Source organism: Streptosporangium sandarakinum, from assembly GCF_013409935.1.
GTDB lineage: Bacteria > Actinomycetota > Actinomycetes > Streptosporangiales > Streptosporangiaceae > Streptosporangium > Streptosporangium nondiastaticum.
The window spans coordinates 2,519,021-2,531,576 of sequence record NZ_JACCCO010000001.1 but is presented as its reverse complement, the minus strand read 5'-3'; the positions used below and the strand labels follow the sequence as shown (position 1 = coordinate 2,531,576).

Annotated in this window: 12 protein-coding genes; 7 read left to right on the top strand and 5 right to left on the bottom strand. The window is 72.2% G+C overall.

All coding sequences use genetic code 11. The features are described from left to right. Positions 1-4: 4 nt before the first annotated feature. The gene (locus HDA43_RS11090) at positions 5-643 is read right to left on the bottom strand and encodes a Uma2 family endonuclease (RefSeq protein ID WP_312873183.1); all 639 of its coding nucleotides are present in this window, start codon (positions 641-643) and stop codon (positions 5-7) included. Positions 644-947: 304 nt separating this feature from the next. Here HDA43_RS11090 and groES point away from each other — a divergent pair, with 304 nt between their 5' ends. The 4 genes from groES to HDA43_RS11070 all read left to right on the top strand — a co-directional run bounded on the left by groES (position 948) and on the right by HDA43_RS11070 (position 4,207). Then, positions 948-1,259, top strand: a complete 312-nt coding sequence (groES, locus tag HDA43_RS11085; RefSeq protein ID WP_179819630.1) for a co-chaperone GroES — start codon at positions 948-950, stop codon at positions 1,257-1,259. A 98-nt stretch (positions 1,260-1,357) separates the two neighbouring features. After that, positions 1,358-2,983, top strand: coding sequence for a chaperonin GroEL (groL, locus tag HDA43_RS11080; protein WP_179819629.1), 1,626 nt, complete (start codon positions 1,358-1,360; stop codon positions 2,981-2,983). A gap of 275 nt (positions 2,984-3,258) precedes the next feature. After that, entirely contained in the window at positions 3,259-3,897 is a 639-nt protein-coding gene (locus tag HDA43_RS11075; RefSeq protein ID WP_179819628.1) for a sigma-70 family RNA polymerase sigma factor, read from the top strand. A gap of 91 nt (positions 3,898-3,988) precedes the next feature. Then, a complete protein-coding gene (locus HDA43_RS11070; protein WP_179819627.1) occupies positions 3,989-4,207 on the top strand; it encodes an anti-sigma-D factor RsdA in 219 nt (72 codons plus the stop codon). Here the strand turns inward: HDA43_RS11070 and HDA43_RS11065 are convergent. Further along, positions 4,168-4,545: a DUF5319 family protein gene (locus HDA43_RS11065; protein WP_179819626.1), complete on the bottom strand. Its 378-nt coding sequence runs from the start codon at positions 4,543-4,545 to the stop codon at positions 4,168-4,170. The two genes, HDA43_RS11070 and HDA43_RS11065, sit on opposite strands and share 40 nt — an antisense overlap. A 330-nt stretch (positions 4,546-4,875) precedes the next feature. Between HDA43_RS11065 and guaB the strand changes: the two genes are divergently transcribed. The 3 genes from guaB to HDA43_RS11050 all read left to right on the top strand — a co-directional run bounded on the left by guaB (position 4,876) and on the right by HDA43_RS11050 (position 9,053). Further along, a complete protein-coding gene (gene guaB / locus HDA43_RS11060) occupies positions 4,876-6,357 on the top strand; it encodes an IMP dehydrogenase (RefSeq protein WP_179819625.1) in 1,482 nt (493 codons plus the stop codon). A 142-nt stretch (positions 6,358-6,499) separates the two neighbouring features. Further along, positions 6,500-7,618: a GuaB3 family IMP dehydrogenase-related protein gene (locus tag HDA43_RS11055; protein WP_179819624.1), complete on the top strand. Its 1,119-nt coding sequence runs from the start codon at positions 6,500-6,502 to the stop codon at positions 7,616-7,618. A 382-nt stretch (positions 7,619-8,000) separates the two neighbouring features. After that, entirely contained in the window at positions 8,001-9,053 is a 1,053-nt protein-coding gene (locus HDA43_RS11050) for a hypothetical protein (RefSeq protein WP_179819623.1), read from the top strand. A gap of 202 nt (positions 9,054-9,255) precedes the next feature. Here HDA43_RS11050 and HDA43_RS11045 read toward each other — a convergent pair whose 3' ends face one another. The 3 genes from HDA43_RS11045 to nagA form a co-directional block, all read right to left on the bottom strand. Further along, positions 9,256-10,080 carry a class II fructose-bisphosphate aldolase gene (locus HDA43_RS11045; RefSeq protein ID WP_179819622.1) on the bottom strand — a complete coding sequence of 275 codons (825 nt, stop codon included), beginning with the start codon at positions 10,078-10,080 and terminating at the stop codon, positions 9,256-9,258. Between the two features lie 89 nt (positions 10,081-10,169). After that, a complete protein-coding gene (locus HDA43_RS11040; RefSeq protein WP_179819621.1) occupies positions 10,170-11,324 on the bottom strand; it encodes a 1-phosphofructokinase family hexose kinase in 1,155 nt (384 codons plus the stop codon). Between the two features lie 55 nt (positions 11,325-11,379). Next, positions 11,380-12,516 (bottom strand): N-acetylglucosamine-6-phosphate deacetylase, encoded by a 1,137-nt coding sequence (nagA, locus tag HDA43_RS11035; RefSeq protein WP_179819620.1) that lies wholly within the window; start codon positions 12,514-12,516, stop codon positions 11,380-11,382. Between the last annotated feature and the right edge of the window lie 40 nt (positions 12,517-12,556).

Below are 12,556 nucleotides of genomic sequence, written 5' to 3'. Positions count from 1 at the left end.
CCGCTCAGTCGGGCAGGCAGGTCAGGACGAGATCGATGTCGAACGGCTCGCCGGTCTTGAGGCGGTCGTGGTGGATGCCGGTGACCATGTAGGAGCGGGTGACCGGGTCCAACTGGTAGACGTGGATCACCGGATCACCGCCCTTGTCCTCCACCAACCAGAAATGCGGAATGCCGGCCTCGGCGTAGAGCTTCGGCTTGACCTCGCGGTCACGGAACCTGGATTCGGGGGAGACCACCTCGATGACGAGATGCACCTCGTCGGGCTTGTAGGAGGTGCGGGAGCGGTCCTTCGCCGCCTCGGCGTCGATGACGACGACGTCCGGGCACGGGCGCTGCTTCTCACCGAGTACGAGGTCCATCTGCGTCACGGCTTTGAGGTGATGGGGCGCCTGCGAGTTGAGGGCGGTGCGGAGCCCGTAGATCACGGACTCGTGGAAACGCTTCTGGGGGGACATGAAGACGAGGGCTCCATCGACGAGTTCGACGTGCTTGAAGAAGTCCGGCTCGCCGTTCGGGCCCTCGTCGGGCAGGCGGTCGAGATCGTCGGCGGTCCACCCGCCGGCCGGGGGGCGGGGCCAGTTGGCGAGCGGGTCGCGGCCGTCACCTCGCGTGCCCGTCTTCTCGCAGACAGTGCTGGTCACGTCGTCCACCGTAGCGTCATTCCCGTTTCTTTTCGTGACCATCGCATTACTTCCCGTCGATGTCCGTCGTCCCGCTTCCCTCTCATGTTGCCCCCGGTGAGGGCTCCTGTCCCCTTGTCGAGGGCGCCCGGAGCGTCGGCGGGCGGTTCGTGTTGACTGTCAAGGCCTCCTTGCATACTGTTCCGTATTGGCACTCTCCCGGTGAGAGTGCCAATGCAAGCGCGACGAGGCTGGTCTGACACCCGCGACGGCAGACCGCTGGTCGCCTCTTCTAGATCATTCAAATCTGAAGGGGAGGTCCGACGTGACGACCGCCACCAAGGTTCCCGTTAAGCCGCTCGGCGACCGCATCGTGGTCCAGCCGCTTGAGGCCGAGCAGACCACCGCCTCCGGCCTGGTCATTCCTGACACCGCCAAGGAGAAGCCCCAGGAGGGCAGGGTCCTCGCGGTGGGCCCGGGCAACTGGGACGAGGACGGCGACAAGCGCATCCCGCTCGACGTCAAGGAGGGCGACGTCGTCCTCTACAGCAAGTACGGCGGCACCGAGGTGAAGTACGGCGGCGAGGAGTACCTCGTGCTCTCCGCCCGTGACGTGCTCGCCATCGTCGAGAAGTAGTTCATCGCTTCCGACGTTTCCGAGATGACGCATCGAGCCCCGGGTCGCGAGAGCGCCCGGGGCTTCGATGCTCCCACGTGCCCCCAGAGAGGACTGTCATGCCCAAGATCCTGTCGTTCGAGGAGGACGCCCGCCGCTCGCTGGAGCGCGGTGTCAACGCCCTCGCCGACGCCGTCAAGGTGACCCTCGGCCCCCGCGGCCGCAACGTCGTCATCGACAAGAAGTTCGGCGCTCCGACCATCACCAACGACGGCGTCACCATCGCCCGCGAGGTGGAGCTGGAGAAGCCGTACGAGAACCTCGGCGCGCAGCTCGCCAAGGAAGTCGCGACGAAGACCAACGACATCGCCGGTGACGGCACGACCACCGCGACCGTCCTCGCCCAGGCGATGGTCCGCGAGGGTCTGCGCAACGTCGCCGCCGGCGCCCAGCCGCTGGGCCTCAAGCGGGGCATCGACCTCGCGGCCAAGGCCGTCAGCGACAGGCTGGTCGAGACCGCCCGTCCGGTCGCCGACAAGAAGGAGATCGCCCACGTGGCGACGATCTCCGCGCAGGACGCCAAGATCGGCGACCTGATCGCCGAGGCGTTCGACAAGGTGGGCAAGGACGGCGTCATCACCGTCGAAGAGTCCAACACCATGGGCCTGGAGCTGGAGTTCACCGAGGGTCTCCAGTTCGACAAGGGCTACCTGTCGCCCTACATGGTGACCGACCAGGAGCGCATGGAGGCGGTCCTGGAGGACCCCTACATCCTGATCACCCAGGGCAAGATCTCCTCCGTCGCGGACTTCCTGCCGCTGCTGGAGAAGGTCGCGCAGACCAAGAAGGCGCTGCTGGTCATCGCCGAGGACGTCGAGGGCGAGGCCCTGGCGGTCCTGGTGACCAACAAGATCCGCGGCACCTTCACCTCCGTCGCCGTCAAGGCCCCGGGCTTCGGTGACCGCCGCAAGGCCATGCTCCAGGACATCGCCATCCTCACCGGCGGCCAGGTCGTCAGCGAGGAGATCGGTCTCAAGCTGGAGCACGTCGGCCTGGAGGTGCTCGGCACCGCCCGCCGCGTCGTGGTCACCAAGGACGCCACCACCGTCGTGGACGGCGCCGGCGACGCGCAGGCGATCGAGGACCGCGTCCGCGAGATCAAGGTCGCCATCGAGCAGTCGGACTCCGACTGGGACCGCGAGAAGCTGCAGGAGCGCCTGGCCAAGCTCGCCGGCGGCGTCTGCGTGCTCCGGGTCGGCGCGGCCACCGAGGTGGAGCTCAAGGAGAAGAAGCACCGCCTGGAGGACGCCATCTCCGCGACGCGCGCCGCGATCGAGGAGGGCATCGTCTCCGGTGGCGGCTCCGCGCTCGTCCACGTCTCCAAGGCCCTTGACGACCTGGGCCTGAGCGGCGACGAGGCGACCGGTGTGGGCGTGGTCCGCCGGGCGCTCGTCGAGCCGGCCCGCTGGATCGCCGAGAACGCCGGTCTGGAGGGCTACGTCGTGACGTCCAAGGTCTCCGAGCTCCCGGTCGGCCACGGCCTGAACGCCGCGAGCGGCGAGTACGGCGACCTGATCGCTCAGGGTGTCATCGACCCGGTCAAGGTCACCCGTTCGGCCGTCCAGAACGCCGCCTCCATCGCCGGCATGCTGCTGACGACCGAGGCCCTCGTGGTGGACAAGCCCGAGGAGGAGGCTCCGGCCGCCGCCGGTGGTCACGGCCACGGTCACGGTCACGGCCACTGATCCGCGCGATCGGCCGGTACGGCCCGCGTCCCGTTCGGGGCGCGGGCCGTACGTGTTTTCGGATGGCCCGAAAGGGGCCCCAAAGCGTCACGGCGGAGAGCCGGTAAGAGAAACCCCCTTATGGGAAATCACTGACATATTAGACCGGTCTATGAAATATATTTTCATCACGTGACCCTTACTGTCGTCGCGCGATTACACCCCGTTATCGGCGTGTCAATGTGACCAATCCGTAGCCGTTGGTCATGGGGACAGGCCCGAGCGATACGGGCATCATGCGTAACGTGACCGAGGGATGCGTCGCCGACGCCAAAAGAGGGGTAAGGCTTGCGACGAGATCTGAAGGGAGCGCCCACGGGGATGACCTCAAGGATCTGACGAGCCTCGCAGTTCAAGGTGATCGAACCGCGATCGAAAGTCTGATCGCACAGTTGCGGCCAATGGTCGTCCGTTATTGCCGTGCTCGTCTGGGCCGGGTTTCCGGTCAGTATCACATCGCGGACGACGTGGCCCAGGAGGTGTGCATCGCGGTGCTGTCCGCGCTGCCCCGCTACCGCGACATGGGGCGCCCTTTCGCGTCCTTCGTCTTCGGCATCGCCTCCCACAAGGTGGCCGACGCCCTGCGCAGCTCCGTGCGCTCGGCCGTGCCCACGCAGGACCTCCCGGACGGGCCCGACGACGGCCCCGGCCCGGAGGAGACCGTGGTGCGCTACATCGAGGCCGAGCACGCGCGCAGGCTGCTGTCCAGGCTCCCCGACAACCAGCGGGAGCTGCTCATCCTGCGGGTGGTGTCGGGCCTGTCCGCCGAGGAGACGGGTAATGTACTGGGCATGTCACCAGGAGCGGTTCGCGTCGCCCAGCATCGGGCGCTGGCCCGGCTGAGGGCGATGGCGGAGCTGGAGTCGACGGCTTGACCCCGAACCCGTCGAGCGGCGCCCGGCGAGGGTCGCGCCGTCCCCGGCGCGGGTCCGGCCGGGCCGGCGAGCACCCCGAGCGAGCGCGGGCATGACCACCGTCCACCCGCTCCGTCCGGCGCGCGAGCGCGGGCCGGACGACGGCGGGGCGTGCGACGGCGCGGCCGTGGCCGGGACCGACGCCCTGCTGGAGGCCCTCTCCCGCAGGGAGCCCGTCCCCACCGCGGATCCGGCGATCGCCCTGCTCGCGGCGCTGGTCGACGACGTCGATCAGCGGCGTTCCTCGGTGTCGATCACACCGTCGACGTAGCCCCTGGCGTACTCCCAGGTGACGTAGTCGCTCGGGTCGGGCTGGTAGGCGGGCTCGTGCACCTGCGGCCAGCCTTTCTCGATCATCTGGCGCAGGTTGCCGCGCAGCAGCTCCCAGCCGAAGTAGTGCTGTTCGCCGCACTCCGGGCAGTCGAGGACCAGCCCGAGCACGCCGTGCGGTTCGAGCAGGGAGCGGAAGACCTCCACGTCGGCCAGGTCGGTCATGGCCTCGTCGCGTTCGGCTGAGGTCAGCGGTTCGGCGTCGCCTGGCTCTCCCAGGGTCGCCGCCGGGTCGTCGGGGTCGTCCGCGAACGGGTCGCGTGGGACATCGTCGAGCACTATCCCACCTTATGACCTCGATGCGATGGGCAGGCCCCGAACTGTCCGAGCCGTCCGGGACGTGACATCCGCGGCGAACCGTACGGCCGTCGAACCGGACCCGCCGGGGCCCGCGCCCGGCACCCGCGGCGAACCGTACGGCCCGCCGCGCGGGACGACCGTACGGCCGCCGAACCGGACCCGCGCCCGGGGCCCGCGTCCGGGGTCGCGCGCCCGGTGTCCCGGGGTTTCGCGCCCGGCGTCCCCTGCTTGGGAGCCAGACCCTAAACTTGCATACGGGGGCCGGCGCCTTTCCCCAGCCATGAGAGCGCCGAGGCAGAAGGGTTGCAGATGGCCAAGTTCACCGAACCGGGACTCACGTTCGACGACGTGTTGCTCGTGCCCGCCTTCTCGGACCTGCAGCCGGGTGAGGCCGACACCCGCACCCGTCTGTCACGTGGGATCACGCTGAGCATCCCGCTGATCTCCGCGGCGATGGACACGGTCACCGAGGCCCGGATGGCGGTCGCGATGGCCCGCCAGGGCGGCATCGGCATCCTGCACCGCAACCTCTCCATCGAGGACCAGGCCCAGCAGGTCGACCTCGTCAAGCGCTCCGAGGCCGGGATGGTGACCAACCCCGTCACCTGCTCGCCGGACGACTCCCTCGCCGACGTCGAGCGCCTGTGCGGCACCTACCGCATCTCCGGCGTCCCGGTGACCGACGCCGACGGCGTCCTCGTCGGCATCGTCACCAACCGCGACATGCGCTTCGAGACCGACCACAGCCGCCCGGTGCGCGAGGTCATGACCCCCATGCCGCTGGTCACCGCGCCGGTCGGGGTCTCCAGGGACGACGCGTTCGACCTGCTCAGGAAGAACAAGATCGAGAAGCTGCCGCTGGTCGACCCCACCGGGCGGCTCCGCGGGCTCATCACCGTCAAGGACTTCACCAAGAGCGAGCAGTACCCCCTCGCCACCAAGGACGCCGACGGACGGCTCGTCGTGGGGGCGGCCATCGGCGTCGGGAACGACGCCGAGAAGCGGGCCTCCGCCCTCATCGAGGCCGGGGCGGACGTGATCATCGTCGACGTCGCGCACGGTCACTCCAAAGGGCTCGCCGACATGATCGCCAAGATCAAGGCCAACAGCGGCGTCGAGGTGATCGGCGGCAACATCGCCACCCGCGCCGGCGCCCAGATGCTGGTCGACGCCGGCGCCGACGCGGTCAAGGTCGGCGTCGGGCCGGGCTCCATCTGCACCACCCGCGTGGTCGCCGGTGTCGGCGCCCCGCAGGTGACGGCCATCCACGAGGCGTCCCTGGCCGCCGGTCCCGCCGGGGTGCCTGTGATCGGCGACGGCGGCCTGCAGTACTCCGGCGACATCGTCAAGGCCATCGCGGCCGGCGCCGACGCGGTCATGCTCGGCTCCCTCCTGGCGGGCTGCGAGGAGTCGCCGGGCGAGCTGATCTTCATCAACGGCAAGCAGTTCAAGTCCTACCGCGGTATGGGTTCGCTCGGCGCGGTCCGCAACCGCGAGCGCGGCGGCGCCTCCTTCAGCAAGGACCGCTACGCCCAGGCCGACGTCGGCGGCGAGGACAGGTTCATCCCCGAGGGCATCGAGGGCCAGGTCCCCTACCGCGGCCCGGTCGCCGCGGTCGCCCACCAGCTCGTCGGCGGCCTGCGCCAGGGCATGTGGTACTCCGGGTGCCGCACGATCTCGGAGATGCACGCCAGGTGCGAGCTCATGCCGATCACCGCGGCGGGCCTCAAGGAGAGCCACCCCCACGACATCCAGATGACGGTCGAGGCCCCCAACTACCACCGCCGGTAGGGGGCCGGCCGCGGATGCCCGGGGCGGACGACGGAAACGACCGACTCGTACCAGGCACGCCGAGCGGGCGGGCCGAGACGGCAGGTACGGCTCGCGCCCGATCGCGTGCGCTGCACCCGCACGAAATGGGAAAGACAGGCATATGACTCAGGTGGAGATCGGGCGCGGCAAGAACGGCCGTCGTGCCTACGCGCTGGACGAGATCGGCATCGTCCCGTCCCGGCGTACCCGCGATCCGGAGGAGGTCTCGATCGCCTGGCAGATCGACGCCTACCGGTTCGAGCTGCCCGTCGTGGTGAGCCCGATGGACAGCGTCGTCTCGCCCGCGACCGCGATCGAGGTCGGCCGGCTCGGCGGCCTCGCCGTACTCGACCTCGAAGGGCTGTGGACCCGCTACGACGACCCCGCGTCCCTGCTGGCCGAGGTGGCCGAGCTGCAGGGTGAGGCCGGCACCCGGCGGCTCCAGGAGATCTACAGCGCGCCGATCAAGGAGGAGCTGATCGGCCGCCGCATCGCGGAGATCCGCGAGGCCGGGGTGACCACGGCCGTCCGGCTGTCCCCGCAGCGCACGGTCCAGTACCACAAGGCCGTCATCGACGCGGGCGTGGACATCTTCGTGATCCGCGGCACCACGGTCTCCGCCGAGCACGTCTCGGGGCGGGCCGAGCCGCTGAACCTCAAGCAGTTCATCTACGAGCTCGACGTTCCGGTGATCGTCGGCGGCTGCGCCACCTACACCGCCGCGCTGCACCTGATGCGGACCGGCGCGGCCGGCGTGCTGGTCGGCTTCGGCGGCGGCGCCTCGCACACCACCCGCACCGTGCTGGGCGTGGCGGTCCCGATGGCCACCGCGATCTCCGACGTGGCCGCGGCCCGCCGCGACTACATGGACGAGTCCGGCGGCCGTTACGTCCACGTGATCGCCGACGGCGGCATGGGCACCTCCGGTGACATCGCCAAGGCCATCGCCTGCGGTTCGGACGCGGTCATGGTCGGCTCGCCGCTGGCCCGGGCCGCCGAGGCCCCCGGCCGCGGCTTCCACTGGGGCTCCGAGGCCCAGCACCCCGAGCTGCCCCGCGGCAAGCGGGTGAGGTTCGACACGGTCGGGACGCTGGAGCAGATCCTGCACGGCCCCTCCTCGGTCGCCGACGGCTCGATGAACCTCATGGGCGCGCTCAAGCGCACGATGGCCACCGCCGGATACTCCGACCTGAAGGAGTTCCAGCGCGTCGAGGTCGTCGTCGCCCCGCAGGGCAGCTGACGTCCCGCCCCGGCGCCTTCGCCGATCACGGCCGTGGCCTTCCGCCGGCCACGGCCGTGATCTTCCGCCGGTCGGCCCGCGGCCTTCCGGTCGCGGCCGTGGCGCCGGGGTACGTCCGTGGCGCCGGGATGCGGTCGCGCGGCGCGTGACGGCGGTATGGCGCGTGACGGTCTGTACGGTGCGCGAAGGTCGTATGGCGCGCGATGGCCGTGTGACGCGCGATGGTCGTATGGCGCGCGATGGCCGTGTGTACGGTGTGCGACGGTCTATGACGCGCGACGGTCTGTACGGTGTGCGACGGTCGTGTGACGCGCGACGTCGGACAAATGTGAGCGACAGGCGCGAAAATGACGTATGACGGAAAATCTGTGAACATTCCCCTGTGCCGGATGATCCGCAGCTCCGCCTCGCCCTCAACGAGGGGCCGTTCCACGCCGCGCTGCGCGCCGCGGTGGAGGCGCGGGGCCTGACCCTGGAGCGGCTCCGCCGGCACCTGGAGGAACGCGGGCTGCGGGTCGGGATGACGAGCCTGAGCTACTGGCAGCAGGGCCTGCGCCGCCCGGAGCGGCCCGAGTCGCTGCGCGCCGTACGCGCGTTGGAGGAGATCCTCGCCCTGCCGCCGCGGTCCCTGATGGGGCTTCTCGGCCCGCCGCGTCCCCGGGGGCGCGGGCAGGGCGCACGGTCCCCGGCGGGCGACGGGGAGCCCGCCGCCCCGCTCGCCGGGTCGGCGCACACCCTGTCGGCGCTGCTCCACGACCTGGACGGGGTGGCCGACGACCGCCGCCTGCACGTCACCGCGATGTACGAGACCCTGCAGATCGGGACCGACCGCAGCGCCACGCGGCGCGAGACGCTCCAGGTGGTGCGGGCCCGCCGGGACGACCCCGACCGGTTCATCATGGTCTACCGGGGCGACCTGGGATGCGACGTGGAACGCGTGCGGATCAGGGCGCTGGAGGACTGCCGGGTCGGCCGGATCCGGCGCGACGGGGCGACCGCGCTGGTGGTGGCCGAACTGCTGTTCGGCCGGGCGCTGGAGGCCGGTGAGACCCAGGTGATCCGCTACGAGCTCGCCGACCCGAGCGGCGTGGAGACCACCGAGTACGAGCGGGCCTTCCGGTTCCCCGCCGACCAGTACGTCCTGCGGGTCGCCTTCTCCCCGGCCGCGCTCCCGTCCCGCGTCCGCCGCTTCGCCCGTCACGCCCCCGGTCCGGGCGACCGCGATCCAGGTGACCACGGGCCGGACGAGCATGGAACGGACGACCGCGGGCCGGACGACCACGGGCCCACCGGGTGGGAGCCGGGCGGGCGGGAGGACACGGAGAGCGCGGAGAGCGCGGAGAGCGCACTGACCCTCAACGCCCACCACGCGGTCCACCTGGTGACCGGGCCGTTCGGGCCCGGTGCGGTCGGCGTCCGCTGGGACTGGCCCTGACCGGCCCGGCGGGCGTGCGGAACCCGGGGCGGCCTTCGGCGAGCGGAGGACCCGGCTCCGGCGTCCGGCCTCCGGAGGCCGCGACGGCCTTCCGGCGGTCGGGACGACCGTGACCCCCGGTGCCCGCTCTTCCGGCGGCCGGAACGACCGTGACCCCCGGTGCCCACTCTTCCGGCGGCCGGGAGTCCGGTGATCTCGGGGCTCAGCCCGCCAGGACGCCCAGGAGCCGGGCGACCTCGGCGGCGACGGCCGTACGGCCCGACCCCAGGTACTTGCGGGGGTCCACGACCTTCTCGTCGGCCGCCAGGTGCTCGCGGACCGCGCGGGTGAAGGCCACGTTGAGGTGCGTGGCGATGTTGATCTTCTTCATGCCCTGCCGTACGGCGGCGCGCAGGGTCTCGTCGGGCACACCCGAGGAGCCGTGGAGCACCAGCGGCACCGGTACGGCGGCGCGCAGCCTCGCGATCAGTTCCAGGTCGAGGACGGCGTCCTTGGTGGTCATGGCGTGGGAGCTGCCCACCGCCACGGCCAGCGCGTCGACGCCGGTCCTGGCGACGTAGTCCACCGCCTCGTGCGGCCTGGTCCTGACACCCGGCGCGTGCACCCCGTCCTTGCCGCCGACCTCGCCGAGCTCCGCCTCCACCCAGACGCCGCGTTCGTGGCACAGCGCGGCGACCTCGGCGGTGGCGGCCACGTTCTCCTCGTCGGGCAGCGCCGAGGCGTCGAACATCACCGACCCCAGGCCCAGCTCCAGGGCCTCCTCCACCAGCGCCCGGTCGGTGGCGTGGTCGAGGTGCACCGCGACGGGGACCGCCGCCGCGCGGGCCACGGCGAGCGACGCGGCCGCGATCGGGGCCAGGGATCCGTGGAAGCGGACGCAGTTCTCGCTGATCTGCAGCACGACCGGCATGCCCGCGGCCTCCGCGCCGGCGACGATCGCCTCGGCGTGCTCCAGTTGGATGACGTTGAACGCGCCGACGCCCGCCGGGGCGGCGTCGATGATGTCTCCGATGCCGGCAACAGGCATGGTCACCCTTTCGTCTACGGGGTCCGGGCCGGGCCCGGGGTGGGAGGGGTTCATGGGGAGATGGGGGACGGCGTGAGGAAGCGGACGGATCAGGGGCCGACAGGGTCCACCCGGATGCCGGGGAGGACCCGCCGGAACGTCTCCTCGTCGAAGTCGCCCGCGACCGGCGCCGCCACCGCGGCCGCGCCCAGGGCCGCCGCGCGGCGCAGCCGGTCCGGCCAGGGCGTGCCCTCCACCAGGCCCAGCGCCAGCCCCGCGACGAGCGCGTCACCGGCCCCGGTCGGGTTCCCCGCCACCCGGTACGGCATGGCCGCCCGCCAGGCCCCCTCGGGGGTCACCGCCAGGAGCCCGTCCGCGCCGAGGGAGACCACGACCGACTCCGCCCCGTCGCGCCGCAGGACTCCGGCCCCGGCCAGCGCGTCGGTGATCGGCGCGTGCCCGGTCCCCGGAACGCCGGCCGGCGTCCCGCGGGCCTCCGAACCACCGGCCTGCGCCCCACCGGTCTCCGCAGCACCGCCCGGCGCCCGGAGGTCCGCGGCGGACAGGGCGCGGGCCAGCTCCTCGGCGTTGGGCTTGAGGACGGCGGGGCGGCCCGCCGGGGCGGCGCGGAGCGGCTCGCCGTCGGCGTCCACGATCGCCGGGACGCCGCGCCCGCGGGCCCGTGCGGCGAGTTCGGCGTAGAAGCCGGCCGGAACCCCGGGGGGCAGGCTGCCGGAGATCACGACGGCCGCGGCATCCCCGAGCCGCCGGTCGTAATCGCGCAGGAAGTCGTCCAGCTCCGCCTCGGTGACCGTCGGGCCTGGCTCGTTGAACAGGGCGGTGCGCGGACCGGCCGTCCATGCCGGGGCCGCGTCCTCCGGGGCGGTGCCGTCCGACGCCGGGCCGCCCCCGACCGGACCGGCCGGCGCCGCGCCGTACGGGAGCGGGGCGGGGTCGCAGACCGCGAGGGTGGCGCGCGACTCGGCGGCGATGGGGGTGAGGGCGGCGGGCAGGCCCGCCGCGGACAGGTCGGCTTCGGCGGCCCGGCCGTTCGGCCCCCCGGCCAGGCCGGTGACGAGGACGTCGCGGCCGAGGGCGGCCAGCACCCTGGCCACGTTGACCCCCTTGCCGCCGGCCCGGCGGTGGACGGACCGCACCCGGTTGACGCCGTCCCAGTCGACGCCGTCGGCCACGTAGGTGACGTCCAGCGCCAGGTTGAGCGTGACGGTGAGGATCGTGCCGGAACCGGCCGCGGAGGAGCTCATCGGAAACCTTTCGGCGGGACCTCCCGACCCGGCCGGGGAGGGCCGGGCCAGGAGGTCAACGGGGTTCGGTGATCCAGCTTCCGTGCCTCATGACGCCCGCGACCTCCAGGTCGTCGGTGAGGACCACCAGGTCGGCCTGCCTGCCGACGGAGACGGACCCGAGGCGGTCGTCGAGGCCGAGCACCCGCGCCGGGGTGAGCGCGGTGACCTCGGCGGCCTCGGTCATGGACAGCCCGGCCTCCCGGACGGCGCGCCGGAAGGCGACGTCCATGGTGAGCGTGCTGCCCGCGATGGAGCCGCCCTCGGCGAGCCGGGCGACGCCGTCGGTGACCTCGACCTTCATCGGGCCGAGCAGGTAGGAGCCGTCGCCCATGCCGGCCGCCGCCATCGCGTCGGTGATCAGGACCGTCCGGGCGGGGCCCGCGACGTCGTAGGCCAGGCGGGTCATCGCCGGATGCAGGTGCACGCCGTCGTTGATCAGCTCGACCGTGACCCGCTCGTCCTCCAGTAGCGCGGCGATCGGCCCCGGCTTCCGGTGGTGCAGCGGCGGCATCGCGTTGTACAGGTGCGTCGCGACGCGGGCGCCGGCGTCGACGCCGGCGAGGGTCTGCTCGTAGGTGGCGTCGCTGTGACCGAGGGCGGCGATCACACCGTTGGCCGCCGCCTCCCGGACGGTGTCCAGCGCGCCGGGCAGCTCCGCGGCGATGGTGAGCATCCGGACGTGCCCCCGGCCCGCCGCGAGCAGGCCGGCGAACTCACCGGGCGAGGGGTCGCGCAGCAGGGCGGGGTCGTGCGCGCCGCAGCGGGCCCGGGAGATGTAGGGGCCCTCGAAGTGGATGCCGGCGAGCAGGCCGTCCTCGCACAGGTCGGCCAGGGCGGAGGTGGCGCGGGCCAGGTCGTCCAGGCTCGCGGTGACCAGGCTCGCCATCAGCGTGGTGGTGCCGTGCCGGGCGTGCAGGGCGGCGATCCGGCGCGCCTCGTCCTGGTCGCCGTTCGGGAAGGATCCGCCCGCCCCGCCGTGGCAGTGGATGTCGACGAAGCCCGGAACGACGTACCGGCCCGCGAGGCTGTGGCCCGGTCCGGGGGCGGTGCCCCGGCCCACGTGGGTGATGCGGCCGTCTTCCACGGTGAGCCAGCCTTCGTGCACGCCTTCGGGGGTCACGACACGGGCGTCGGCGAGAGTGATGCTCATGGCCCTATCCTCTCCGGTTCCCGGTGGGCCCGGTTCGCGG

Coding starts and splice junctions, on each gene's coding strand:
- groL (WP_179819629.1), top strand. CDS start 1,358: ATGCCCAAGATCCTGTCGTTCGAGGAGGACGCCCGCCGCTCGCTGGAG.
- HDA43_RS11075 (WP_179819628.1), top strand. CDS start 3,259: ATGCGTAACGTGACCGAGGGATGCGTCGCCGACGCCAAAAGAGGGGTA.
- HDA43_RS11040 (WP_179819621.1), bottom strand. CDS start 11,324: ATGAGCTCCTCCGCGGCCGGTTCCGGCACGATCCTCACCGTCACGCTC.
- guaB (WP_179819625.1), top strand. CDS start 4,876: ATGGCCAAGTTCACCGAACCGGGACTCACGTTCGACGACGTGTTGCTC.
- HDA43_RS11055 (WP_179819624.1), top strand. CDS start 6,500: ATGACTCAGGTGGAGATCGGGCGCGGCAAGAACGGCCGTCGTGCCTAC.
- HDA43_RS11070 (WP_179819627.1), top strand. CDS start 3,989: ATGACCACCGTCCACCCGCTCCGTCCGGCGCGCGAGCGCGGGCCGGAC.
- HDA43_RS11045 (WP_179819622.1), bottom strand. CDS start 10,080: ATGCCTGTTGCCGGCATCGGAGACATCATCGACGCCGCCCCGGCGGGC.
- nagA (WP_179819620.1), bottom strand. CDS start 12,516: ATGAGCATCACTCTCGCCGACGCCCGTGTCGTGACCCCCGAAGGCGTG.